At 60.4% G+C, this 24,940-nt stretch carries 17 protein-coding genes and 1 riboswitch; of the genes, 10 read left to right on the top strand and 7 right to left on the bottom strand.

Annotated features, from left to right (window positions below):
- Positions 1 to 167: 167 nt before the first annotated feature.
- From narI to AAE484_RS06110, 4 genes are read right to left on the bottom strand one after another with little or no spacing between them, the layout of a single operon-like run.
- Complete coding sequence (narI, locus tag AAE484_RS06125; protein ID WP_341937472.1) at positions 168 to 863, bottom strand: respiratory nitrate reductase subunit gamma; 696 nt, start codon at positions 861 to 863, stop codon at positions 168 to 170.
- 8 nt (positions 864 to 871) lie between these two features.
- Complete coding sequence (gene narJ, locus AAE484_RS06120; protein ID WP_341937471.1) at positions 872 to 1,600, bottom strand: nitrate reductase molybdenum cofactor assembly chaperone; 729 nt, start codon at positions 1,598 to 1,600, stop codon at positions 872 to 874.
- Between the two features lie 11 nt (positions 1,601 to 1,611).
- Complete coding sequence (gene narH / locus AAE484_RS06115) at positions 1,612 to 3,144, bottom strand: nitrate reductase subunit beta (protein WP_341937470.1); 1,533 nt, start codon at positions 3,142 to 3,144, stop codon at positions 1,612 to 1,614.
- A gap of 9 nt (positions 3,145 to 3,153) precedes the next feature.
- Positions 3,154 to 6,891 carry a nitrate reductase subunit alpha gene (locus AAE484_RS06110; protein WP_341937469.1) on the bottom strand — a complete coding sequence of 1,246 codons (3,738 nt, stop codon included), beginning with the start codon at positions 6,889 to 6,891 and terminating at the stop codon, positions 3,154 to 3,156.
- Between the two features lie 362 nt (positions 6,892 to 7,253).
- Between AAE484_RS06110 and AAE484_RS06105 the strand changes: the two genes are divergently transcribed.
- The 6 genes from AAE484_RS06105 to AAE484_RS06080 all read left to right on the top strand — a co-directional run bounded on the left by AAE484_RS06105 (position 7,254) and on the right by AAE484_RS06080 (position 14,679).
- Entirely contained in the window at positions 7,254 to 8,531 is a 1,278-nt protein-coding gene (locus tag AAE484_RS06105) for an O-acetylhomoserine aminocarboxypropyltransferase/cysteine synthase family protein (RefSeq protein ID WP_341937468.1), read from the top strand.
- Between the two features lie 33 nt (positions 8,532 to 8,564).
- Positions 8,565 to 9,404, top strand: a complete 840-nt coding sequence (locus AAE484_RS06100) for a sterol desaturase family protein (protein WP_341937467.1) — start codon at positions 8,565 to 8,567, stop codon at positions 9,402 to 9,404.
- A 129-nt stretch (positions 9,405 to 9,533) separates the two neighbouring features.
- The gene (locus AAE484_RS06095) at positions 9,534 to 11,354 is read left to right on the top strand and encodes an ATP-binding protein (protein WP_341937466.1); all 1,821 of its coding nucleotides are present in this window, start codon (positions 9,534 to 9,536) and stop codon (positions 11,352 to 11,354) included.
- A 77-nt stretch (positions 11,355 to 11,431) separates the two neighbouring features.
- Positions 11,432 to 11,956, top strand: coding sequence for a lactoylglutathione lyase (gene gloA, locus AAE484_RS06090; RefSeq protein WP_341937465.1), 525 nt, complete (start codon positions 11,432 to 11,434; stop codon positions 11,954 to 11,956).
- 46 nt (positions 11,957 to 12,002) lie between these two features.
- The gene (locus AAE484_RS06085; protein ID WP_341937464.1) at positions 12,003 to 12,491 is read left to right on the top strand and encodes a (2Fe-2S)-binding protein; all 489 of its coding nucleotides are present in this window, start codon (positions 12,003 to 12,005) and stop codon (positions 12,489 to 12,491) included.
- On the top strand, positions 12,478 to 14,679 hold the full coding sequence (locus AAE484_RS06080; RefSeq protein ID WP_341937463.1) for a molybdopterin cofactor-binding domain-containing protein: 2,202 nt from the start codon (positions 12,478 to 12,480) through the stop codon (positions 14,677 to 14,679). Before AAE484_RS06085 ends, AAE484_RS06080 begins: the two co-directional genes overlap by 14 nt.
- Positions 14,680 to 14,744: 65 nt before the next feature.
- Here AAE484_RS06080 and AAE484_RS06075 read toward each other — a convergent pair whose 3' ends face one another.
- On the bottom strand, positions 14,745 to 17,405 hold the full coding sequence (locus tag AAE484_RS06075) for a nitrate/nitrite transporter (RefSeq protein WP_341937462.1): 2,661 nt from the start codon (positions 17,403 to 17,405) through the stop codon (positions 14,745 to 14,747).
- Positions 17,406 to 17,543: 138 nt separating this feature from the next.
- Positions 17,544 to 19,085, bottom strand: a complete 1,542-nt coding sequence (locus tag AAE484_RS06070) for a hypothetical protein (RefSeq protein ID WP_341937461.1) — start codon at positions 19,083 to 19,085, stop codon at positions 17,544 to 17,546.
- Between the two features lie 226 nt (positions 19,086 to 19,311).
- Between AAE484_RS06070 and narL the strand changes: the two genes are divergently transcribed.
- Positions 19,312 to 19,962 (top strand): two-component system response regulator NarL, encoded by a 651-nt coding sequence (narL, locus tag AAE484_RS06065; RefSeq protein ID WP_341937460.1) that lies wholly within the window; start codon positions 19,312 to 19,314, stop codon positions 19,960 to 19,962.
- Positions 19,962 to 21,185: a molybdopterin molybdotransferase MoeA gene (moeA, locus tag AAE484_RS06060; protein WP_341937459.1), complete on the top strand. Its 1,224-nt coding sequence runs from the start codon at positions 19,962 to 19,964 to the stop codon at positions 21,183 to 21,185. Before narL ends, moeA begins: the two co-directional genes overlap by 1 nt.
- Positions 21,186 to 21,384: 199 nt before the next feature.
- Here moeA and trhP read toward each other — a convergent pair whose 3' ends face one another.
- Positions 21,385 to 22,656: a prephenate-dependent tRNA uridine(34) hydroxylase TrhP gene (gene trhP / locus AAE484_RS06055; RefSeq protein WP_341937458.1), complete on the bottom strand. Its 1,272-nt coding sequence runs from the start codon at positions 22,654 to 22,656 to the stop codon at positions 21,385 to 21,387.
- Positions 22,657 to 22,848: 192 nt separating this feature from the next.
- A riboswitch (molybdenum cofactor riboswitch) is annotated at positions 22,849 to 23,002 on the top strand.
- On the opposite strand from trhP, the gene moaA reads away from it, so the two are divergent.
- Entirely contained in the window at positions 22,991 to 23,968 is a 978-nt protein-coding gene (moaA, locus tag AAE484_RS06050; RefSeq protein WP_341937457.1) for a GTP 3',8-cyclase MoaA, read from the top strand. Its footprint overlaps the riboswitch before it by 12 nt.
- Before the next feature lie 48 nt (positions 23,969 to 24,016).
- On the top strand, positions 24,017 to 24,538 hold the full coding sequence (moaB, locus tag AAE484_RS06045; protein ID WP_341937456.1) for a molybdenum cofactor biosynthesis protein B: 522 nt from the start codon (positions 24,017 to 24,019) through the stop codon (positions 24,536 to 24,538).
- Positions 24,539 to 24,940: the final 402 nt, after the last annotated feature.

Genomic DNA, 24,940 nt, shown 5'->3' with positions numbered 1-24,940 from the left:
TTGTTTCTGGGAATGGCGGATGCGTCATCGGGGCTTGGTTATGGCGGATGCGCCTTAGGCTCCGAAACGTCGGACCGATCCTCCCTACGGATGGCACGAGGTACGCGTAGGGCGGATCGGTCCGACGCTTCGGAGCTGTAAGCGCATCCGCCACAACCCATAGTGAACTACATCGACGCTCGGGCGCGGCGGCGGACTACCTGATAATTGCGCCCAAGATACTTCACCGGCACACTCAACAGATGCACCAGGCGGGTAAAGGGGAACAACAGGAAGATAGTCAGCCCCAACACCAGATGCGCCTTGAAGATCCAGTGCACATCCACAATGTACTCGGCCGCGCTAAAGCCGCGCAGCAGGAAAATACCCTGGGCCCAGTTCATCAGCTGTATCATCACCGCTCCATCCAGGTGACTGACTGAAATGAAGATGGACGCCAGACCGAGCAGCAGTTGCGCCAGCAGTAAAAGCAACACGACGATATCCATCGGCTGACTGTTGGGCCGAATGCGCGGATGCAGCAGTCGCCGCAAGATGAGCACCACCAGGCCGAACAGGCAGAGCACACCAAAGAGGCCGCCGGCGACCACGGCCAGGATCTGTTTGGCGCTGGCGCTGACTCCCAGGAAGTACCACACCTGTGCCGGCGTCAGCAGGCCGATCAGGTGGCCGAAGAAGATACCGAGAATGCCGATATGAAACGGGATACTGCCGATGCGCAGCCATTTCTTTTCCAGCAGCTGACTCGAGCTGGCCTTCCAGGTGTACTGCTCACGGTCGTACCGGACCCAGGTTCCGATAAACATGATCGCCAGGGCGATATAGGGGTAGATGCCAAAGGCGAATAAGTGAAAACTGGACATCGTGCCTCCTAGTGCTGTTGTACGCGCTGTTGAGCGCCTTGGGGTTCCATCAGGTTCAGTATCTGCTCCTGATCCCGACGCTGGCCGGATTCCGGCCGGTATTGAACGTTGCAACCGTCGGCCTGGGCGTCCGGGCCAAAGGTGACCGCCTCTTCTTCCCAGACCTTGTCCAGAGCTTCGGGGGTATCATCGCGGGCTTCACCGGCGACCTGTTCGCGCATCTGCTCGATGTTGACGCGATCGCCGCACCAGTGCAGCAGCGCTTCGAACAGGGCCGCGTAGTTGGACTCACGCTCTTTCAGGCGAGCGGCGAGCAGCCCGAGAATATGCTCCACTTCCTGCAGACCCGCGCGGGCATTGTCCGGCCCCTGGGTGGAGAGGAACTCGAGATACAGCGGTAGATAATCCGGCAGCTCATTGGCGTCGATGGCCAGCCCCGCCTGCTGGTACTGATTCATCAGATCCACCATCGCCTGGCCGCGGTCGCGGGACTCGCCGTGCACATGCTCAAACAACAGCAATGACAGGGAGCGACCGCGCTCGAACAAGGCGTCGTATTCGGATTGCCAGTCCATCAGATCACCGCCGGTGCGCTGGGCGACAAAAGCCAGCAGCGCATCGCGCTGTTTGCCCTTGAGGTTCATGCTGGCCACCAGCGCTTTCAGCTCGTCTTGAGCGTCCATCAACTCCGCTGTGGGGTATTCCATCAGCAACGAAATAACACGTAAACTTTTCATCAGTCTTTCTCCTAATCCTGCAACACGGCGGGAATGATCTGGCGGACGCCGGCGCGATTGCCGCCGAACAGGCTGGTCTCACTTGTGCCGTCAGCACAGCCGTTACCGAAGCTGAAGCCGCAGTCACCTTTCATGTCGTAGGCGTCCTCGGCGTAGGCCCGGTGGCTGGCGGGAATCACAAAGCGGTCTTCATAGTTGGCGATGGCCATGTAGCGGTACATATCTTCCACCTGCGCCACACTCAGACCGACCTGCTTGAGCACCTCCAGATCTTCCACACCGTCCACATGCTGGGAGCGTTTGTAGGCGCGCATGGCGATCATCCGCTCCAGTGCCTCCACTACCGGTTGCTCTTCACCCGCGGTCAGAAGGTTGGCCAGGTAGCGAATCGGAATCCGCAGGGATTTCAGGTCGGGAATTTCGCCGTTCATGCCTACATGGCCGGCCTCGGCCGCGCTCTGGATCGGTGACAGCGGCGGCACATACCAGACCATGGGCAGCGTGCGGTATTCCGGGTGCAGCGGCAGCGCCACCTTCCACTCAACCGCCATTTTGTAAGTGGGCGAATTCTGGGCCGCGTCGATCCAGCCCTGGGGGATACCCTCGGCCTGAGCCGCGGCAATCACCGCCGGGTCGTTCGGGTCCAGGAATATGTCGAGCTGCGCCTGATACAGGTCCGCCTCGTTGGCGACGCTGGCGGCCTCTTCAATGCGGTCGGCGTCGTACAACAGCACGCCCAGGTAGCGGATGCGGCCCACACAGGTTTCCGAGCAGACAGTGGGCTGACCCACTTCGATGCGCGGATAACAGAAAGTACACTTCTCGGATTTACCGCTCTTCCAGTTGTAGTAGATCTTCTTGTACGGACAGGCGGACACGCACATGCGCCAGCCACGACACTTGTCCTGATCGATCAGGACAATGCCGTCTTCCTCGCGCTTGTAGATCGCGCCCGACGGACAGGAGGAGACGCAGGCCGGGTTCAGGCAGTGCTCGCACAACCGGGGCAGGTACATCATGAAGGTGTTTTCAAACTGCCCGTAGATGTCAGCCTGCACCTGTTCGAAGTTGACGTCCTTGCGACGCTTTTCAAACTCGGTGCCAAGCAGCTCCTCCCAGTTCGGCCCCCAGTGGATCTTCTCCATGCGCTGACCGGAAATGAGCGAGTAGGGCCGCGCCGTGGGCTGATGCTTTGTGTCTCCGGCCTTGTGCAGGTTCTGGTAGTCGAAATCGAACGGCTCGTAGTAGTCGTCGATTTCCGGAAGATCCGGGTTGGCGAACAGGTTGGCCAGCACTCGCAGCTTGCCACCGATGCGCGGCTTGATCTTGCCCTTCTTGTCGCGCTTCCAGCCGCCGTTCCACTTGTTCTGGTTTTCCCACTCTTGCGGGTAGCCGACCCCGGGCTTGGTCTCCACGTTGTTAAACCAGGCGTACTCGACACCTTCGCGCGAGGTCCAGACGTTTTTGCAGGTGACGGAACAGGTGTGGCAACCAATGCACTTGTCCAGATTCAGCACCATGCCGATTTGCGCTCTTACTTTCATTACACTACCTCACTCAGTGTCCAGCCAGTCGACCTTGTCCATCTTGCGGACAATGACGAACTCGTCGCGGTTACAGCCTACGGTGCCGTAATAGTTGAAGCCGTAAGCCTGTTGGGCGTAGCCACCGATCATATGGGTGGGTTTCATTACCGCGCGGGTCACGGAGTTGTGAATTCCGCCGCGGGTTTTGGTCAGGTTTGATCCGGGCGTGTTCATGATCCGCTCCTGGGCGTGATACATCATGCTCATCCCCTCAGGCACCCGTTGGGACACGACCGCTCGACAGGCGATGGCGCCGTTGACATTGAACACGTCGATCCAGTCATTGTCCTCAATGCCCGCTTCCTTCGCGTCTTTTTCGCTTAACCACACAATCGGGCCGCCGCGTGAGAGGGTCTGCATCAGCAGGTTGTCCGAGTAGGTGCTGTGAATGCCCCACTTCTGATGCGGGGTAATGAAGTTGAGCACCAACTCTTTGTTGCCGTTGCTTCTCTGGTTGAGAATCGGCTCAACGGTTTTCAGGTTCACCGGCGGCTTGTACAGGCAGTGTTGCTCACCGAAATCCAGCATCCACTCGTGATCCTGATAGAACTGCTGACGTCCGGTAATAGTGCGCCAGGGAATCAGTTCATGCACGTTGGTATAACCCGCGTTGTAGGACACATGCTCGTCTTCCAGCCCCGACCAGGTGGGTGAAGAGATGATCTTCCTCGGCTGGGCGACGATATCGCGGAAGCGGATTTTCTCCTCTTCTTTGGGTAGTGCCAGGTGCTTGTGATCCCGACCGGTAATTTTGCCCAGAGCGTCCCAGGCTTTTACCGCGACATGACCGTTGGTTTCCGGCGCGAGCGACAGGATCACTTCACAGGCATCAATGGCAGACTCAATCCGTGGACGACCTTTGTTCACCCCTTCTTCATGATGTACGCGATTGAGCTTACCGAGGAATGCCACCTCTTCTTTGGTATCCCAGTTGATGCCCTTACCGCCGTTGCCCAGCTTGTCCATCAAGGGTCCGAGAGAGGTGAAGCGATGGTAGGTGTTGGGGTAATCCCGCTCCACCACATTGATGTTGGGCATGGTCACACCGGGCACGGCCTCACATTCGCCTTTCCACCAGGCTTTCACGCCGTAAGGCTGGGCCATTTCTCCCGGGGAGTCGTGCATGATGGGTGTGGTCACCACATCCTGCTCGACGCCGAGGTGCCCGTTGGTGAGCTCCGAAAACTTCTTGGCAATACCTTTGAAAATATCCCAGTCGCTGCGCGACTCCCACACCGGGTCAATCGCTTCGGTCAGTGGGTGAATAAAGGGGTGCATGTCCGAAGTGTTCATATCGTCCTTTTCGTACCAGGTGGCGGTCGGCAGAACGATATCGGAGTAGAGACAGGTGGTGGACATACGGAAGTCCAGGGTCACCCACAGATCCACTTTTCCCTCGGGCGCCTCATCGCGCCAGGTGACGTCTTCGGGTTTGACTTCACCGGTTTCCCCCAGGTCCTTGTTCATCAGACCGTGCTTGGTACCCAGCAGGTGACGCAACATGTACTCGTGGCCCTTGCCGCTGGAACCCAGCAGGTTCGAGCGCCAGATGAACATATTGCGCGGGTAGTTCTCCGGGCTGTCCGGATCTTCGCAGGCAAACTTCAGCTCGCCGCCCACCAACTGATCGCGCACATAGTCTTTGACATCCTTGCCTGCCGCCCTGGCGGCCTCGGCCAGTTTGAGCGGATTGGTGGCCAGCTGCGGTGCGGAGGGCAACCAGCCCATACGCTCGGCGCGGGTGTTGTAATCCAGAATGCTGGACTGCCACTTGTCCTTGTTTGCCAGGGGGGAGACCAGGTCGCTCATGTTCAGTTTTTCGTAACGCCACTGGTCAGAGTGAGCGTAGAAGAAGGAAGTGCCGTTCATCTGCCGTGGCGGGCGCTGCCAATCCAGACCAAAGGCCAGCGGCTGCCAGCCGGTCTGCGGCCGCAGTTTTTCCTGACCCACATAATGGGCCCAACCGCCGCCGCTCTGGCCGACGCAGCCACACATCATCAGCATGTTGATCAGCCCGCGGTAGTTCATGTCCATGTTGAACCAGTGGTTCATACCGGCGCCGACAATGATCATGGAGCGGCCATGGGTTTTGTCAGCGGTGCGGGCAAACTCCCGGGCAACAGTCGTTACATGCTCGGGCTTGACGCCGGTAATGCGCTCCTGCCACTTGGGCGTGTAGGGCTTGTCATCATCAAAGCTCTGGGCGCAGTTGGGATCATCCAGACCATTGTCGACACCGTAGTTGGCCAGCGTGAGATCAAATACGGTGGCCACCAGCACTTCCCGGCCATCGGCGAGAGTGACCCGCTTGGCGGGCACTTTGCGCATCTGCACTTCGGTGTGCTCGGTGTGCTGGAAGTAACCGTAATCGTGTTCTTTGCAACCAAAATAAGGGAAGGCCACATCGGCGATGTCATCACTGTTGCCTTTCAGGGACAACTGCAGATCGACTTCTTCGCCGGTCTTCCCGTCGCGATTCTCCAGGTTCCACCGCCCGGCTTGCCCCTCCGGACGACCCCAGCGATAGCCGATAGAGCCATTGGGGCTGACCAGGCGCTGATCGTCACTGTGAATGGCAATGGTTTTCCAATCCGGGTTGGTCTCCTCGCCCAGGTTATCCACCAGGTCGGCGGCGCGCAGAAAACGGCCCTGCTGCAGGCGGCCGCCTTCGTCATCAAGGATGACCAGGTTGGGCATATCGGTGTAGCGCTTCACGTAATTCGTGAAGTACTCGCTCTGGGAGTCGACATAGAACTCCTTGAGGATAACGTGACCGAAGGCCATGGCCAGAGCGGCATCGGTGCCCTGGCGGGGGGCCAACCACTGGTCGGTAAGCTTGGCCACTTCGGAATAGTCCGGGGTGATGCTGATCACCTTGGTGCCCTTGTAGCGGACTTCCGTCAGAAAGTGGGCGTCCGGCGTGCGGGTCTGGGGCACGTTGGAGCCCCAGCAGATGATGTAGGAGGAGTTGTACCAGTCCGCCGACTCGGGCACATCGGTCTGCTCGCCCCACACCTGTGGCGACGCGGGAGGCAGGTCACAGTACCAGTCATAAAAACTCAGACAATTGCCGCCGATCAGGGACAGATAGCGGGCGCCCGCCGCATAGGACACCATGGACATCGCCGGAATGGGTGAGAATCCGGTGATGCGGTCCGGACCATAGGTCTTGGCGGTGTAAACATTGGAGGCGGCAATGATTTCATTCACTTCATCCCAGTGAGCGCGGATGAATCCGCCCAGGCCGCGCCGCGATTTATAGCTCTTCGCCTTGGCCGGATCTTCCACAATGGAGGCCCAGGCAGCCACCGGGTCGGTGTATTCCTGCCGCGCCTGACGCCAAAGCTTCATCAACGACTGCCGCACCTTGGGGTATTTCAGACGGTTGGCGCTGTAGATATACCAGGAGTAGCTGGCGCCGCGTGGACAGCCCCGGGGCTCGTGATTGGGCAGGTCGGGGCGCGTGCGCGGGTAGTCGGTCTGCTGGGTTTCCCAGGTGACCAGGCCGTTCTTCACATAGATTTTCCAGCTGCAGGAGCCGGTGCAGTTCACGCCGTGGGTGGAACGCACCACTTTGTCGTGCTGCCAGCGCTGGCGGTAACCGCGCTCCCATTGGCGATCTTCATCGGTGGTAACGCCGTGGCCTTCGGCAAAAGGTTCTCGCTGCGCCTGAAAATAGCGCAACTTGTCGAGAAGGTGACTCATTCGCGGACTCCTGAACAAAGGCTGGGGCAATGCCCGGATCGGGTCATTGCTCGGTAATCATTTCACCCGCTCATAGTGCGTAAAAATCCGCGGGTCCGCCACCGGACGCCGAGCCCTGAAAATGCCTCCTTCTACTCCCTTTGTGGTACATCAATATTCACGTAACCCTCTGATTTTATTGTTCTCTATAGTTTTATCCTTTTACCGCGAATACACTTTCAGGCCACCCGATTCATCGGTGGTATCCCGTAATAGATGTGGGGTTTTTGCGAGTCATTTTCATTCACAGATGTGGTACAGTCACTGCTCCCAAGACTTCAAAATATCCGGTGCCCAGGCACCGCTGATCAGGAGTACAACCGATGAAACTGGAATCACTGGCATTGCACTGTGGCTATGAGGCCGAGCCCACGACCCACGCGGCGACGACGCCGATTTACCAGACCACCTCATACACCTTTGATGACACTCAACACGGGGCCGATCTGTTCGACCTGAAGGTCAAAGGCAATATTTACACTCGGATCATGAATCCGACCAATGCGGTACTGGAAGAGCGCATGGCCGCGATGGAAGGCGGTATCGGAGCCCTGGCGCTGGCCTCGGGCATGGCGGCGATCACCTACGCCATCCAGTGCATCACCGATGCCGGCGATAACATCGTCAGCACCAGTCAATTGTATGGCGGCAGCTACAACCTGTTCGCCCACAGCTTTCCTCGCCAGGGGATCGACGTGCGCATGGCCTCCTTCGACGATCTGGAAAAGATGGAAAGCCTGATTGACGACAAGACCAAGGCGATGTTCTGTGAGTCCATCGGCAACCCCGCCGGTAATATTGTGGATATTCAGGCGCTGGCGGATATCGCCCACCGCCACGGTATTCCGTTGATTGTGGACAACACGGTGGCGACGCCTTTTCTGTGCAAGCCCTTTGAGTTCGGGGCAGACATCGTGGTCCACTCCCTCACCAAATACATCGGTGGCCACGGCACCACCGTGGGGGGCGTTATTGTGGACTCGGGCAAGTTTGACTGGGTGGCCAACAGGAAGCGCTTCCCCATGCTCAATGAGCCGGACCCCTCCTACCATAATGTGATTTACACCGAAGCGCTGGGCGAAGCGGCCTACATTGGACGCTGCCGGGTGGTGCCGCTGCGCAACACCGGCTCAGCGCTCGCGCCGCACAGTGCCTTCCTGATCATGCAGGGGCTGGAAACACTGGGGCTTCGTATGGAGCGCCACTGCGAGAACGCCCTGAAAGTAGCGCAACACCTGAAGCAGCACCCGAAGATCAACTGGGTGAACTACGCCGCGCTGCCGGACAGCCCTTACAACGCCCTGTGCCAGAAAATCAGCGGCGGCAAAGCGTCCGGCATTCTGAGTTTTGGCATCAAGGGCGGAAAGGACTCGGGCGCGCAGTTTATCGACGCGCTGCAGATGATCCTGCGCCTGGTCAACATCGGCGATGCCAAATCACTCGCCTGTCATCCGGCCACAACCACCCACCGTCAGCTGAACGAAGACGAACTGAAATCCGCGGGTGTATCGGCGGACCTGGTGCGTCTGTCCATCGGTATTGAACATATCGACGATATCATTGCGGACATCGATCAGGCGCTGGAAAAAGTCACCGCCTGATTCCCTCCGGCTCACTGGCAATGCGAGGTAAGAATGAACGATTCGCTGCTGCCCAATGAGCCGATCATCCGCCTGGGGGTTTTTCTCACCGTGCTGATGGCCATGGCCCTCTGGGAGATTCTGGCCGCCCGGCGGCCCCAGCGGATTCACCGCCTGGGGCGCTGGCCGAGCAACCTGATGATCGTGGTGCTGGACACACTGGCGGTTCGGTTGGTGTTCCCCTTCGCCGCTGTGGGCGCCGCGCTGATCGCCTCAGAACAGGGCTGGGGGCTGCTGAACCTGATCACCCTGCCCGCCTGGCTTTCGATACTCCTGGCGGTCCTGGTGCTGGATATGGCCATCTATTTCCAGCATCGGCTCTTTCACAAGGTGCCCTGGTTTTGGCGCCTTCACCGGATGCATCATGCGGACCTGGAGTTCGACGTCACCACCGGGCTGCGCTTTCATCCACTGGAAATTGTGCTGTCCATGGCGATCAAGGTGTCGGTGGTGTTCGCTTTGGGGGCCCCGGCGCTCGCGGTGGTGATCTTCGAGGTGTTGCTCAACGCCACCTCCCTGTTCAACCACGGCAATGTTCGCCTCCCCCGCTGGCTCGACCGCAAGCTGCGGCTTTTTGTGGTGACGCCCGAAATGCATCGGGTGCACCACTCCATCATCCGCCGGGAAACCGACAGCAACTTTGGTTTCAACCTGCCCTGGTGGGACCGGCTGTTTCGCACCTACCGGGACCAGCCGGAAAAAGGGCATCTGGGCATGACCATTGGCATCGAAGACTTCCGCACCGAACGGGACCTGCGGCTGGATCGGATGCTGATTCAGCCTTTTCTCACTCCCCGGAACGAGCGGCATTCAGGCTCACAGCAGGAGAGTTGAGCCGGCGCCGGGCGAGCCATTGGCATCAACCCGATTGGTGCTATCATGGGGCTCTCTCGGGGCGGGATGAATCCCCACTCTGTACCGTTCATTTCGGTCGTCGGACACGACGCTCAATCGGCACCACCTATGCGCTCCACATCCCTGGTTCTCAGCATCAAGCTCGCCCTCGCGGGCATTGTCGCCCTGGCCGCCATGACCATGGCCGCCTCCTATTGGCTGTCCGACCGGGCGGACAGTGATGCCCACGCGATCAACCTTGCCGGCTCCCTGCGGATGCACACCTACCGGGTACTGGCACTGGAGGACAACCCGGCGGCCACTGAGCAGCAGCGCGAGCGGGCCCGAACACAGCTGCAACAGACCTGGTCTCACCCCCTGTTCGAGTCGCTGCGCCACCGCAGCGACGAGCTGGCAACCGAGCTCGACAGCGCCGAGGCACAGTGGCGCGCACTGGAGCGGGAATTCGCCAATATGCCTCCCGCCGAACGCATCGCCGCCACCGATCGCCTGGTCGAGCAACTCTACGCCTTTGTCGACCAGCTGCAGCAACACGCCGAGCACAACGCCGCCTTGTTGCGTCTGGTGCAGGTGCTCGCCCTGTTCGCCATTCTGGCGCTGGCGGCCATCGTGGCCTACTGGCTCCACCGCCGGCTCGAGCACCCACTGAACGAACTGCAACAGGTCACCCGGCGCATCAGCCAGGGCGACTATGAGTACCGCCTGCAACCGCGGTTCATGGATGAGCTGGGCGCGGTGGCCGAATCCTTCAACCAGATGAGCCGGGCCATCGCACACGCCCACGGGCAGATGGAGTCCCGGATTGAGCAGCAGACCCGGGAACTGCAGCGCAGCAATACCACCCTGGAATTTCTGTACGAAACCGCCCAGGCGATCATTGAGCAGGAACCGCAGGGTATTGATTTTCAGCCCATTATCAATCGCGCCGTCCAGGTTGCGCAGGTGGATGACCTGGAGTTGTGCCTGATTACCGATACGGGCGACCATCCCTACCGGCAGATCAAACCGGAAGACAGCGACTACGGCCTGTGCATGACCCGCGCTTGTGGAGACTGTCTGAGTGGTGAACTGCTGGCCAATGCGCAGGGCACGGGGCTACCCGATCCGGTCTATCGCTACAGCTTCCCCATGAACCGGGAGCAGAACCACTACGGTGTCCTGGTCTGCCGGATGGGGGAAAGCGGTACCCTGACCGCCTGGCAACAACAACTGCTGCAGTCCGTTGCCGATCAGATTGCCATGGCGCTCAGCCTGCAGGCGGACGAGGACAACGCCCGGCGCCTGTCACTGGCCCACGAGCGCACCGTCATTGCCCGTGAGCTGCACGACTCCCTGGCGCAGGCACTGTCGTATCTGAAAATTCAGGTCACCCGCCTGAACCGGGCACTGGCCAAAGACGACAAGAAAACCCTGGAAGACGTGTCCCACGAGCTGCAGGAGGGCCTCAGCGCGGCCTACCGTCAATTGCGCGAACTGCTGACAACCTTCCGGCTCAAAGTCGATGGCCCGGGACTACTCGGCGCACTGCAGATGAGCGTAAAACAGCTCAGCGCCCAGACCGACATGAGCATCCATCTGGACTACCAGTTGGAGAGCCTCCCCCTTACACCCAATGAAGAGATCCACCTCTTGCAGATTGTGCGCGAAGCCACCCAGAACGCTCTGCATCATAGCCAGGGGCAGCGCGTCGACGTTCACATCGAGCGTCGAGACAATAAAGTGTCCGTCACTATTGACGATGACGGGGTGGGCATTCCCGAAAGCCCGGAAAAGTTGAACCACTACGGTATGGCGATCATGCAGGAGCGCAGCAAAAACCTCGGCGGCCGGCTGAGCATCACCAACCGCCCCGAGGGCGGCACCCGGGTGGAGTTTTCCTTCGCACCGGATTGCCTGCGCCAGGCCAGCGTGTTTGCGCGCGAAGCGTAATCAACCATTGAGCAAGTGGCAACGTACAACCGCTGCGTTCTAATTTTTTATCGAACCTCAGACAGGAGGCGCCGTCCATGAGCTTTAATACCGAAAACTACCCCGGTGTAGAAGAACAGGTCCCGAAAGAAACCCAGGGCTTTCGCCTCAACCACACCATGCTGCGGGTAAAAGATCCCGAGCGCTCTCTCCGGTTTTACTCCCACGTGCTGGGCATGCGGGTGCTGCGGCGCCTGGACTTTGAAGAGATGGCGTTCTCGCTCTACTTTCTGGCCAGGCCGGATGAGGATGAAAGCATCCCCGAAGAAGTCTCCGACCGCACTCAATGGACGTTCAGCCAGCGGGGCATTCTGGAGCTGACCCACAACTGGGGCACCGAGAAAGATCCGGACTTTGAATACCACGACGGCAACGCCGAACCCCAGGGCTTTGGCCATATCTGCTTTTCTGTGCCTGACCTGACCAGCGCCATCGCCTGGTTCGATGCCAATGACGTGGCCTATGTGAAGCGCCCGGAAGATGGCAAAATGAAGCACATCGCCTTCATCAAGGACCCGGATGGCTACTGGATCGAGATTGTTCAGGCCAACCGGATGTCCTGAGCGCCATCCAGCGTTAACCACTTAAACAGACAACCAGGAGCCGCCCATGAAACTCACCATCAACGGCCAGGTCACCGAGGTCGACGTCGAGGACGACACCCCCCTGCTGTGGGTACTGCGCGAGCAGCTCGGCCTGACCGGCACCAAATACGGCTGCGGTATTGCCCTGTGCGGGGCATGCACCGTGCACATTGACGGCGTGGCGCAGCGCTCCTGTGTGCTGCCAATCAACGCCGTAAACGAGAGCCAGAAAATCACCACCATCGAGGGCCTTGGGGTGCAGCAGTTTCACCCGGTCCAGGAGGCCTGGGCCGAGATTGATGTGGCCCAGTGCGGTTTCTGCCAGCCCGGTATGATCATGGCGGTCTCGTCGCTGCTCGCGGAGAATCCGGACCCGACGGATGAAGAAATCCAGAGTGAAATCACCAACATCTGCCGCTGCGGGACTTACCCGAGAGTGCTGGAGGGCGTGAAGCTCGCCGCCCAGCGCATGGCGTCCAACGAGAAGGCGGGAGGTTCCAATGAACAAGCCTGAAGCTCAAACCCACGCTAACGGCGGCGTCAATCTGTCCCGCCGGGGGTTTCTCAAAGGCAGCGGCGCGGCCGCCGGTGCCTTCGTGTTCGGTTTTTCGGTGCCCTTCAGCCAGTCCGCACTGGCACAGTCCGACTCACCGGAAGTGAATGCCTGGGTGGTGGTTCAGCCCGATGAGACGGTGCTGATCCGTATCGCCCGCCAGGAGATGGGCCAGGGCTCCCTGACCGGCCTGGCGCAGCTGGTGGCCGAGGAGCTGGAGTGTGACTGGGAAAACGTCGACTTCGACCTGGTCAAACCGGGCCAGAACCGCGAGCGCGACAATGTCTGGGGGAGTCAATTCACGGCCGGCTCGACGGCGATTCGTGGCTCCCACGAGTACCTGCGCCAGGGTGGCGCCGCCGCACGTATGATGCTGACCGAGGCCGCCGCCCGGCAGTGGCAGGTTCCGGCCGGTGAGTGCAACGTCTCCGAAGGCGTGATCACCCACGAGCCCAGCGGACGCACCACCACCTATGGCGCCGTCGTCGGGGCGGCCAGTGACATCGAGCCGCCCAAGACCGAATCCATCACGCTCAAGGACCCCAAAGACTGGCGCATTGCCGGTAAGGACAAGGCCCGCCTGGACACCCTGGACAAACTCGACGGCTCCCTGGTGTACGGCGCCGACTATTCCATGCCCGGTATGCTGGTGGCCGTGCCCAAGGCCTGCCCGGTGCACGGCGGCAAACTGAAAAGTTTTGATGCCAAAGCCGTCAAGGACATGCCCGGCGTCAAGCAGGTACTGCGCGTCGACGATGAAACCGTGGCGGTGGTAGCCGATACCTTCTGGCGCGCCCAGAAAGCCCTGAAGGCCCTGCCGATCGAGTGGGATGAAGGCGAGAACGCCAAGGTCTCCAGCGACAGCATCGCCGAAAAGCTGCGCGAGGGGCTGACTGCGGACACATCGTTTGTCGGCAATCAGGCGGGGGATGCCAAAGACGCGCTGGCCAAGGCCGAGCGGGTCATCGAAGCCGATTACAGTTACCCCTACCAGAACCACGCCCAGATGGAGACGCTCGCCGCCACCGTGCGCTGGCGTAAGAACGGCTGCGAGATGTGGGGGCCGACCCAGGTGCCGGGAGCGGCCCTGGCAGCCCTGGCCGAAGCGGCCGAGCTGCCCCAGGAAGTGTGCGAAATCCACACCATGCGCATTGGCGGCAGCTTCGGGCGCCGCGCGGCCACAGACTACATACGACAGGCCACCCTGATCGCCAGGCAGATTCCCGACACGCCAATAAAACTGATGTGGACACGGGAAGAGGACATGCGGCAGGGCCGTTTCCACCCGGTGACCCAGTGTCGTCTGCGCGCGGCCATGGACGATGAGGGCCATGTCCAGGCCCTGCATATGCGCCTTTCCGGCCAGTCGATCATGGCCTACGCCATGCCCCAGGCCATGGGCGACAATGGTGATCCGGTGGCGTATCAGGGCCTGGAGCCCGAGGGCGACATGGCCCTGGGGTATTCGGTGCCCAACCTGCTGGTGGACCACGCCATGCACAACCCGCACATTCGTCCGGGCTTCTGGCGAGGCGTCAACCTGAACCAGAACACCCTGTATCTGGAGAGCTTTATCGACGAGCTGGCTCACGCCGCCGGGCAGGACCCACTGGCGTTTCGGCGCAAGCTGATGGCCAAGCACCCCAAACACCTGGCGGTGCTCGAAGCCGCCGCCGAGGGGATCGGTTGGGATAGCAAACCGCCGGAAGGCATCTATCGGGGCATCGCCCAGGTGAAGGGCTTTGGCAGCTACGTGGCCGCCGCTGCGGAGGTGTCGGTCACCGACGGCAAGGTAAAAATGCATCGCATCGTCGCCGCCACCGATCCGGGCCATGTCATCAACCCGCAGCAGGTGGAAGCGCAAGTTGCCGGGTCTTTTGTGTACGGCTTGTCGCCCATGCTTTACAGCGAAGCGACCGTGAAAGACGGGCGCATTGAGCAAGAGAACTTCAACACCTACAAGGTGATGACGCTCAAGGACATGCCCAAGGTGGAAGTGATCACCATGCCCTCCGGCGGCTTCTGGGGCGGGGTGGGAGAGCCCACCATCGCGGTGGCCGCACCGGCGGTGCTCAACGCCATTTTCGCCGCAACCGGAAAGCGTATCCGCAACATTCCCCTCAAAAACACGGACCTGACGGTCAGCTGAAAAATCGCCTCCCCCTGGTCCGCAAGGGGAGGCATTTTTTGGTCTCTTTCGATTCACTCATACCATCAGCAAGGCACCTCGGCATTGCGGCGGGCGTAGTACCACCAGGTGACCAACAGGCAACTGACGTAGAACACCACAAACCCGATCAGCGCCGCGCCGACGCCTCCGGTCATATCAAAGGAGGTGCCGTAGGATTTGGGAATGAAGAAGCCGCCATAAGCGGCAATGGCCGAAATGAAGCCCACCACCGCGGCCGCTTCGCGATTACCTTCCACCTCTGCTTGATCGGTATCACCCAAAGCGCGCTGGCGCAGAGTGAGGAACATGACCGGCACCATGCGGAAGGTGGAGCCGTTGAGCACACCGGAGGCGATGAACAGCACCAGGAACATGCCAAAGAAGCCCCAGAAACTGCCGGCACTCTCTTCGCTGGGCAGGAAGTGCAGCACACCAAACACACCGGCAATCATCACCCCGAACATCCACAGGGTCACGCGCGCACCACCCAGCTTATCGGCGATGACGCCACCGGCCGGGCGCGCCAAGGCGCCCAGCAAGGGTCCAATGAACGCGTACTGGGTGGGATCCACATCTTTGAACAGCATGCCCGACAGCAGCGGGAAGCCGGCGGCGAAACCGATGAAACTGCCGAACGCGCCCAGATACAACCAGCACATCAGCCAGGTGTGTTTGCGCTTGAAAATGATCGCCTGGTCGCGGAAGGAGGATTTCGCCGAGGCAATATCGTTCATTCCGAACCAGGCCGCCACCGCTCCAATGATGATGAACGGTACCCAGATCAGGGCCGCGTTCTGAATCCACAGTTGTTGACCGGCCTTCGCACCCTCCTGCACTACGAGCGGATCTCCCCCCAAAGGTCCAAGCACGCTGGCCGCAATGGCCAGTGGTGCGATCAACTGCATCCCGGATACACCCAGGTTACCCAACCCGGCGTTGAGACCCAGGGCCCCACCCTTCTCGGCCTTCGGGAAGAAAAAACTGATATTGGCCATACTGGAGGCAAAGTTACCGCCACCAAAGCCACACAGCAGAGCCAGAATCAACATCACCAGGTAAGACGTATCCGTATTTTGCAGGGCAAAGCCCAGCCACAGACAGGGCAACAACAGCGAGGCAGTGGAAATTGCCGTCCAGCGGCGGCCGCCAAAAATCGGCACCATGAAGCTGTAAAAGATTCGCAGTGTGGCGCCGGACAATGCCGGCAGGGCCGCCAACCAGAACAACTGGTTCGAGGTGTAGGGAAAGCCGAGCTGCGGCATTTTCACCACCAGAATGGACCAGATGGACCAGACCGCAAACGCGAGAAACAGGTTGGGAATGGAAATCCACAGATTGCGCCGCGCAATTTTTTTGCCCTTCTCTTCCCAGAAGGTTTCATCTTCCGGACGCCAGTCCTCCAGTACAAACGCATCGGGGGTGGAGAACTCCGGCAGATCGGTCACATCCTTACCGGAACGCCACTCGTGTCGCTCCGCCAGACGAATGGCGTAGTGCATCCAGACCAGCGCCGCCCCGGCAATGACAAACAACAACATGAAGGCGCTTTGCCAGATGCCAATCACATCGTTGAGCATGCCGAAAGTCAGAGGCAGGAAAAAGCCGCCCAGGCCACCGATCATACCGACGATACCACCGACCACGCCGACGTGCGTGGGGTAGTAGACGGGGATGTGCTTGAACACCGCCGCTTTCCCGAGAGACATGAAAAACCCGAGAATAAAAGTCAGCATCACAAAAGCGGGCAGAGTCAGCTCAAAGCTGAATTCCAGCGTGCGATCCACCCCGAGCACACGGTACTCGGTGGGCGGATAGCTGAGCAGAAAACAACTGATCACGGACGCAATCAGGGTCCAGTACATGACCCGGCGCGCGCCGTAGCGGTCGGACATCCAGCCGCCGAGCACCCGGAACAGTGAGGCCGGAATGGTATAGAGCGCGGTGAGCATGCCCGCCGCGGCAATGCCCACACCGTAGACCTCCATCAGATAATGAGGCAGCCACAAAGCGAGAGCAACGAAGGCCCCGAAAACAAAAAAGTAATAGAGCGCGAACCGCCAGACCCGAAGGTCTCCCAGAGGCGCCAGCTGCTCACCCAGGGTGGTGATTTTGGCCCGGCGTTCCGCCAGCGCCGGATCAGGTTTGGCAAACAGAATGAAGCCAACCCCCATCAGGGCGATCACCACGGCGTACACCTGGGCGGTCACCTGCCACCCGAGTGCCAGGAGCAAAAAGGGGGCGCCAAAGTTGGTGATGGCCGAGCCGACATTACCGGCACCGAAAATACCCAGCGCGGTACCCTGCTTTCCGGGCGGATACCAGGTCGAGGTATAGGCCACCCCCACAATGAAGGAGCCACCGGCCAGGCCCACGCCCAGAGCGGCCAGCAACAGCAGATAATAACTTTGCGCCATGCTGACCAGCAGCACCGCCACACCCGTGGCGATCATCAGCAGACCAAACACCCAGCGCCCGTCGAACCGGTCGGTGAGCACACCCAGAAACAGGCGACTGATGGAGCCGGATAAAATCGGCGTGGCCATCAGCAGGCCGAGTTGGGTATCGCTCAGCCCGAGTTCCTGTTTGATCTGAATGCCCAGAATGGAAAAAATGGTCCAGACGGCAAAACACAGCGTGAACGCAAAGGTGGAAAGAAAAAGCGCGCGCCGCTGATCGCGGGGGGCAATGGCGCTGGCATCTAGCATGAGGCGTCTCCAGAGAATGATTGACCCGGGAATCAAAAACCCGACAATGTATGGGGGTACTGGCTCATACTAGAAATGATTGGCGCCCTTGCCTATTGAGCCGTTTAGGCACCACCCTTTACCCATGAAGGGGTAGACTCAGGGGTTATAGACAGAGGCATGCCGTCGCAGGTAGACAATGCATGCCAGCAATGCGCAGAGAAAAAAGTACACGGCAAAGCCCAGAAACGCCTGATGAACGGCCTCCTGATTCAGAGCGCGCACCAACGCCAGCGGAATATAGGCCATGCCCAGGGTCGCCACCGACATCAGCCAGACACTGGCGCCGGGACGCAACGACGGGGGAAACACCCTGGGCAGGGTCTGCACCAGTGCTGCATGCCCCAACCCCGACGCCATGAACAACCCGCCCATGCCCAGCAGATAGCCCGTCAATTCATCCGGTGGATAATCCGACCGACCAATGCGTACCAGCACCCCAAACAGCCAACCGGCTCCAAGCATCGACGACAACAGACTGGTCACTACCACCCGCATACCGCCCCAGCGACGTGCGGCCCAACTGCCCAGTGGACGCATCAGGATCGCCGCCATGGGCAGCATCCAGGCATACAGGAATACTCCGGGGTAGCCTGCCCCACCATCGCCCGGGAGGCGAAACAATACCGAGGTCAGCAGAGGGAATACCAGCGTTAACCCGAGGAAGGTACCCAGGCTGGCCACCCAGAGCGCGCTCATCACCCACAGATGCCGGTGTGCCAACAACTGGGTGGTTCGCCGACGTGGCGCAGCCGGCGTCAGGACCAGAATGATCAGAATACACAGGGCCAACAGTACCGACAGCACCAGTTCGGCGGGCGCGGCCAGCGCCAAGCCTCCGAGCGAGACCGGCAATATCACCCGGGCTACCAGCGCCGATGCCAGAAGGCCCAGCACGACAGCCAACAGCGCACGGCGCCACTGTGGCACCCAAAGCGGGACACCGTTGCGCCCGAGAAAATACCAGACGCCCAGCAGCCCGGCACAGGCAAGCGCCCAGAGCACACCAGACCAGCCGAGCCATACCGGCGCTCCCGCAGGAACCCGCCCCAGGAAATGACTCGCGCCGGAGATCAGCGGCGCCCCGGACAAGGCGGGAAGCGGCCAGAGCAAGGCATAGGGCACCAGCAGCAGCGTCAGCACCATACCCAGGTGTCCCACCAGCGAAGCGGCTTCCAGCTCGTACTGGGTTTCTTCGTCAGGCAGTGCACTCGGGCCACTCAGCGCCGCCAGGCCACCACCGCCCAGCCCCGCCAGTACGCTCAACCCGGCCAGGTTCCACCCGGAGGCACCTCCGAACGCCATAAGACCGGCGACCGCCAGGCTCACCATCAACAACACCAGCAGCGCCCAGAACACCAATGCCCGGCCGAACCCCGTCTGCAGCCAGAATCCGATGGTGAGCCGCAATACCGTGGCCGACACACCGGTCAGCGCCAACAACGTCAACAGGTCCGCCACACTGAGGTCCGGGCGGGTCTGGGCAAGAAACACCATCAGCACCGAGGGCAGCATCCAGATGCCGAATGCGCACAGCAGTGCCCCCGTCAGCCAACCAAAGGGCAGACGCGGCGACTCCAGAGCGGAGGCGGTACCCGGCGAAGCGGAGTTTGCCTGAGTCTGCGATAGTGGGTTGGGCATAGAGCACCGAGGCTGACAAACGTGACTGCCTTTACTATGCGGTTCACCGCCGCAGCGCTCAATGCTCCTTTGGCGATAGAAGCCCAGCCACCCGCCCCTCTTTGTGGGTACCCCCAACGGACAGCTTGTGTACTGGCCCTGCCTGCGCTAGCCGCCTGGCGATGCTTGCCAAAGCCGCGCTCGCCACCGACAATGCTCCGGAGACAACATTTAGGGAGACACCGCAATGAGTCACGACGCGGCCAGCATCATGCTGGTGGACGATCACCCCCTGTTGCGCAAGGGGTTGCAACAACTGATAGAGCTGACCGACGACCTGGAGCTGGTCGCCCAGGCCGGCAGTGGTGCCGAGGCGTTGAAGCTGGGGGTTGAACTGGACCCGGACCTGATCCTGCTCGACCTGAACATGCAGGGCATGGATGGGCTGGAAACGCTCGAGAAACTGCGCGCCGAAGGCGTGACCTCCCGGATCGTGATGCTCACCGTCTCCGACGCCGACGACGACGTGATTGCTGCCATCTCGCGCGGCGCTGACGGCTACCTGCTCAAGGACACCGAGCCGGAGGAGCTGCTCAATCAGATCGGCCGGGCACTGGAAGGCCGGATGGTGATGAGCGAAGCGGTCACCCAGGCCCTGGCCACCGCCATCCGCCGGCCGCAACCCAACAACGAAGCCAAGCTCGACAGCCTGACCGGGCGCGAGCTGGAAATTCTCAAGCTGATCGCCAAGGGACTGAGCAACAAACTCATCGCCCGGGAGCTGGACATCTCCGACGGCACGGTCAAAGTGCACGTCAAACACCTGCTGAAGAAACTCGGCCTGCGCTCGCGTGTGGAAGCCGCTGTCTGGATGATCAACCAGGAAAAGAGTGACTGATGGCCTGTTGCGATGAACCCCAGCTGATTCCGGTACAGGATGCCATCGCCCGCATGCAGGTGGCGGTACAATCCGTGTCCGAAACCGAGACCGTCCCCCTCCCCGACCTGCTCGACCGGGTCACGGCCGAGCCGGTGCACGCCGGCTTCAATGTGCCCGGCTACGACAACTCCGCGATGGACGGCTACGCCCTGCGCGCGGAAGATGCCGGGCAGCCGCTGGCATTGATCGGGCAGTCCCTGGCCGGACACCGGTTCGAGGGCGAGCTGCAACCGGGCCAGTGCGTGCGCATTATGACCGGCGCCACCATTCCTGCAGGCGCCGATGCGGTGGTGATGCAGGAAAATACCGAAGTGAGTGGCGACACCGTCAAGATTCTGAAAACACCGTCTTCCGGAGAAAACATCCGCCGCGCCGGGGAAGACATCAGCCGGGGCCAGGAAGTGTTCCCCTCCGGCTACCGCTTCGGTCCGATCGACCTCGCCTTGCTGGCCTCGCTGGGCCTGGTGGAAGCAAGCGTCAGACGCCGGATCAAAGTCGCAGTGCTGTCCACCGGCGATGAACTCACGCCACCGGGTCAGCCACTGAAAGACGGCCATATTTACGACAGCAACCGCTACGGCCTGATCGCAATCCTGCAGCGACTGGACGTCGAGGTACTCGACCTGGGCCTGATTCCCGATCAGCCCGACGCTATCCGGGCGGCGCTCGAACGCGCCGGCTCCGAAGCGGACGCGATTGTTTCCAGCGGCGGTGTCTCAGTGGGCGATGCGGACTATGTGAAAGACATCCTGGGCGAGCTGGGGGAGATCGGTTTCTGGAAAGTGGCGATCAAACCCGGCAAGCCTTTCGCCTTCGGGCACCTGGGTCAAGCGGTCTTTTTCGGCCTGCCCGGCAACCCGGTTTCCTCCATGGTCACCCTGCATCAACTCGCACTACCCATCCTGCGCGCTATGGCCGGGGAGGCACCGGAACCGACACTACAGCTGACCGCCAAAGCCACCAGCGGCTACAAAAAGCGCCCCGGCCGACAGGATTTTCAGCGCGCGACCCTGCGCTGCATTGATGGCGAGAATCAGGTTGGCAGTAACGGCGCCCAGGGCTCGGGCGTGTTGACTTCGTTCCTCGGGGCGAATGCTTACGCGGTGCTGGAAGCCGAACGGGGACGGGTTGAAGTGGGTGATGAGGTGACCGTGATTCCGTTTGATCGGTTTATTACCTGACGGTGCCACACTGGTGCCCACGGGAAACACGGAAATTGGTGAATAACTCGCTTCAATGTGCCTGCTCCCTCGTCCGCTAAGCCACTACCAAATCACGCGTAGGGCGGATAAGCCTAAGGCGCATCCGCCGTTTCCAGACGTGAAGCGCGGATAGAGCGTGACGTTTGGTTACGGCGGATGCGCCTTAGGCTTATCCGCCCTACACGAGGTTTTTAACCAAGAGGGCCGTTGTGGGGTCGCAGTCGACTGGCAGTTGAAGGCGGACTAGATGCCCTGAACCCGGGGCGCGATCTATCAAGGCTCCGGTTTTGTCCTGCAATGCTGTTAACTCAAACGGATGGTTGCCATCCGGGGTTAACAAATAAAGACGTTCGCCCACATGGAAGCCATTTTTGGCTTCAACTTCATACCAGTCCCCCACCCTCGTCTTGGGCTCGCCGACCCACTGCTGGGCGCCGCTGTGGTGCGCGCGCTCCAGGTTCTGCAGGGTTTCCGGCCGGGCGTGGCGGTCCAGCAGACCGGCCGTATAGCCCCGATTGGCCAGGCCTTCGAGCTCGAAGAGCAGACTGGGATCAAATGAACGGCCCGCTACGGAATCATCGATTGCCCGACGGTAAACCTGAGCGGTGCGCGCTACATAGTATGGCGACTTGGTGCGGCCCTCGATTTTGAGCGAGTGCACGCCCAGGCGGGTGAGCTGCTCGACGTATTCCACCGCGCGCAGGTCTTTGGAGTTAAGAATGTAGCTGCCATGCTCGTCTTCATCCAGGGGCATCAGCTCGCCCGGGCGGGTTTTGTCCTCGATCACCACCGGCTCCCACTGCCCTACTTCGTTTTCCCGGGCCGGTTTGGCCTCGTACTTCCAGCGGCAGGCGTTGGTGCAGGCGCCCTGATTCGGGTCGCGGTGATTGAAGTAGCCCGAGAGCATGCAGCGCCCGGAATAGGCCATGCACAGAGCGCCGTGAACGAAGACTTCCAACTCCATGTCCGGCACCTGTGCGCGAATCTCTCCGATCTCTTCAATACCCAGTTCCCGGGACAGGATGATCCGCTCTATGCCCTGCTCCTGCCAGAACTTGACCGCTGCCCAGTTCACGGTATTGGCCTGCACCGAAAGATGCATGGGTATGTCGGGGAAATTCTGCCGTACCAGCCAGATGACCCCGGGGTCGGACACGATCAGCGCATCCGGTCCCATCTCCACCAGTGGCGCCAGGTGTTTAATCAGGGTGCGCACCTTGTTGTTGTGAGGCGCCACATTGGTCACCGCATAAAATCGCTTGCCCAGGGCGTGAGCCTCCCGAATGCCCTGTTCCATGGCCTCCGGGTCAAAGCTGTTGTTGCGCACCCGCAGGCTCATCCGCGGCAGGCCCGCGTAGACGGCATCGGCGCCATAGGCAAAGGCCAGGCGCATGGCGCGCAGGCTGCCGGCGGGGGACAGGAGTTCAGGGGCGGCAACAGGCTGAGGCATTGAGTGAGGATCCTCCGGTAGCGGGCGCAAGGCCGGGTCAAAAACGCGGCATACTAACCCCGGGGTTCGGCCAAGTGCTTGATTTGGCTCAAAACCCGTGCAATCAGCGCTCAAACTACCCAGGTTTGGGTAGACGGGTTATACCTCGGGGCCATAAACAACCGGGTCAAATTGCGCTACACTTGCTGGGAACTCAAAAACTCACACCGAGCCCGTTGACCTAAGGCATTGCTAGGGTCACCGGGCCGTTACCCCCTCGTCCACCCGGCCGGGTGGTGGTAACCAGGGTTGTTCGGGAAACCGGGCCGCCTCCCGTGCTTGGAAAGGTGTTTCTATGCTGACTGACTCTTTTGATCGGCGCTTCAGTTACTTGCGCCTGTCTGTCACCGAAGTGTGTAACTTCCGGTGCGACTACTGCCTGCCCGAGGGGACCGATTGCGGCCCCGAGGCCCGTGCGCAGGATCTGACCCTCGACGAAATTCGCCGCCTCGTGACAGCGTTCGCCCGTCTGGGGATGCGCAAGGTGCGCATTACCGGCGGCGAACCCTCCCTGCGCAAGGACCTGACCGACATCATTGCCGTGTGCAAGCAGACCCCGGGCATCGAAACAGTGGCGCTGACCACAAACGGTTATCGCATGGCCAAGGACATCGACGACTGGATGGCCGCCGGCCTGGATGCGGTGAACGTCAGCATCGACAGCCTGAACCACGCCAAATTCGAGATGATCACCGGCCACAACAAGCTGCAGAAAATCCTGCAGGGTCTGGACCGGGCCGCCGAGCTGGGGCTGCCCAGCATCAAGGTCAACAGTGTGTTGATGAAGCACTACAACGACGATGCGCTCGATGACTTTCTGGACTTTGTGAAAAAACGGCCCATCACCCTGCGCATGATCGAGCTGATGCAGACTGGCGACAATGCCGAGTTTTTTGACCGCCATCATTTGAGCGGCGACAAGGTGATCGAGCGCATGCGCACCCAGGGCTGGCAGGAGCGGTTGCGCGGCCGGGATTCCGGCCCGGCCCGGGAGTTCTGGCACCCGGACTACGCCGGCGGCATCGGCATGATCATGCCCTACAGCAAAGACTTCTGCGCCACCTGCAACCGCCTTCGGGTCTCGAGCCAGGGGCAATTGTTTCTGTGTCTGTTTGTCGACGAACACCAGAGCCTGCGCCATCTGCTTCAGTCCGATGACCCCGAACCCGTAATGGCGTTTCTGCAGGAGGCCATCAAAGGCAAGGATTACAGCCACCACCTTCACGAACAGAACGCCGGTGCCACCAAGCACCTGGCCATGATTGGCGGCTGAACCGCCGCCTTTTGATTTTGACGCTTATCGATCTCGGAGCAGACTTGAATGGCTCACGCACTCCCCACGGAAAAAGAACCGCTGAACATCGCCGTATTGACCGTCTCGGATACCCGCACCTACGAGAATGACACCTCGGGTCAGTACCTGGTGGATTCCCTTCAGGAGGAGGGCCACCAGCTCTGGGCCCGGGCATTGTTGAAAGATGATATTTATCAGCTTCGTGCTCAAATATCGGAGTGGATTGCGGACGAGGATATCCAGGTCATACTGATCACCGGCGGCACCGGGTTTACCGACCGGGATTCCACACCGGAGGCGGTTAAGCCGCTGTTCGACAAGGAGGTGGAAGGGTTTGGGGAGATGTTCCGGCAGATTTCCTGGGATGAGATCGGGACCTCCACCATTCAGTCCCGCGCGCTGGCCGGTTTGGCGAACAATACCCTGATCGCCTGTCTGCCGGGATCGACCGGCGCCTGCCGGACGGGGTGGACGAAGTTGTTGCAGCCGCAGTTGGATGCACGGCAGGGGCCGTGTAATTTTGTGGGGCATTTGAGGCGTCAGAATTAAGATCATTCGACGTTAGGTTACGGCGGATACGGGTTATAGCTTAAGTAGAAGACTTGGGAACTGGCTTCACGCCCGGTCCGCTTCGGGGTGGACTGTTCCAAGACACGTGGCACTAATCGGCAGGATAGCCGATTAGCACAGCCGAAGGCTGCCCGAAGGGCGAGCCACATGGATGTGGCGAGTGAACTACATCCCTGTAACTCGTCAACACTAGTCCCGCGGTTGACGGTCTTGGAACAGTCCACCCCAAATCGGCCCTCCGAGCTCTGTAGATACAATCTCTCCAGAAATACCGTTGGGAATTGACAACCTCTGTGGCAGGTGCGCTGTCGCTTACCAGTATATGGTCTCCTCCCCGTTTGCAAGGTCTCAGTGTCGATGTCAGGGACAGGTTGGCTGACG

Source organism: Marinimicrobium sp. C2-29, from assembly GCF_038419845.1.
Classification (GTDB): domain Bacteria; phylum Pseudomonadota; class Gammaproteobacteria; order Pseudomonadales; family Cellvibrionaceae; genus Marinimicrobium.
The sequence above is the reverse complement of the archived record's forward strand: the minus strand, read 5'-3'. Positions and strand labels throughout refer to the sequence as shown.

What these genes read in the sequence shown, in the direction of transcription:
- narI (WP_341937472.1), bottom strand. Translation starts at nt 863, where the DNA reads ATGTCCAGTTTTCACTTATTCGCCTTTGGCATCTACCCCTATATCGCC.
- narJ (WP_341937471.1), bottom strand. Translation starts at nt 1,600, where the DNA reads ATGAAAAGTTTACGTGTTATTTCGTTGCTGATGGAATACCCCACAGCG.
- narH (WP_341937470.1), bottom strand. Translation starts at nt 3,144, where the DNA reads ATGAAAGTAAGAGCGCAAATCGGCATGGTGCTGAATCTGGACAAGTGC.
- AAE484_RS06110 (WP_341937469.1), bottom strand. Translation starts at nt 6,891, where the DNA reads ATGAGTCACCTTCTCGACAAGTTGCGCTATTTTCAGGCGCAGCGAGAA.
- AAE484_RS06105 (WP_341937468.1), top strand. Translation starts at nt 7,254, where the DNA reads ATGAAACTGGAATCACTGGCATTGCACTGTGGCTATGAGGCCGAGCCC.
- AAE484_RS06100 (WP_341937467.1), top strand. Translation starts at nt 8,565, where the DNA reads ATGAACGATTCGCTGCTGCCCAATGAGCCGATCATCCGCCTGGGGGTT.
- AAE484_RS06095 (WP_341937466.1), top strand. Translation starts at nt 9,534, where the DNA reads ATGCGCTCCACATCCCTGGTTCTCAGCATCAAGCTCGCCCTCGCGGGC.
- gloA (WP_341937465.1), top strand. Translation starts at nt 11,432, where the DNA reads ATGAGCTTTAATACCGAAAACTACCCCGGTGTAGAAGAACAGGTCCCG.
- AAE484_RS06085 (WP_341937464.1), top strand. Translation starts at nt 12,003, where the DNA reads ATGAAACTCACCATCAACGGCCAGGTCACCGAGGTCGACGTCGAGGAC.
- AAE484_RS06080 (WP_341937463.1), top strand. Translation starts at nt 12,478, where the DNA reads ATGAACAAGCCTGAAGCTCAAACCCACGCTAACGGCGGCGTCAATCTG.
- AAE484_RS06075 (WP_341937462.1), bottom strand. Translation starts at nt 17,405, where the DNA reads ATGCTAGATGCCAGCGCCATTGCCCCCCGCGATCAGCGGCGCGCGCTT.
- AAE484_RS06070 (WP_341937461.1), bottom strand. Translation starts at nt 19,085, where the DNA reads ATGCCCAACCCACTATCGCAGACTCAGGCAAACTCCGCTTCGCCGGGT.
- narL (WP_341937460.1), top strand. Translation starts at nt 19,312, where the DNA reads ATGAGTCACGACGCGGCCAGCATCATGCTGGTGGACGATCACCCCCTG.
- moeA (WP_341937459.1), top strand. Translation starts at nt 19,962, where the DNA reads ATGGCCTGTTGCGATGAACCCCAGCTGATTCCGGTACAGGATGCCATC.
- trhP (WP_341937458.1), bottom strand. Translation starts at nt 22,656, where the DNA reads ATGCCTCAGCCTGTTGCCGCCCCTGAACTCCTGTCCCCCGCCGGCAGC.
- moaA (WP_341937457.1), top strand. Translation starts at nt 22,991, where the DNA reads ATGCTGACTGACTCTTTTGATCGGCGCTTCAGTTACTTGCGCCTGTCT.
- moaB (WP_341937456.1), top strand. Translation starts at nt 24,017, where the DNA reads ATGGCTCACGCACTCCCCACGGAAAAAGAACCGCTGAACATCGCCGTA.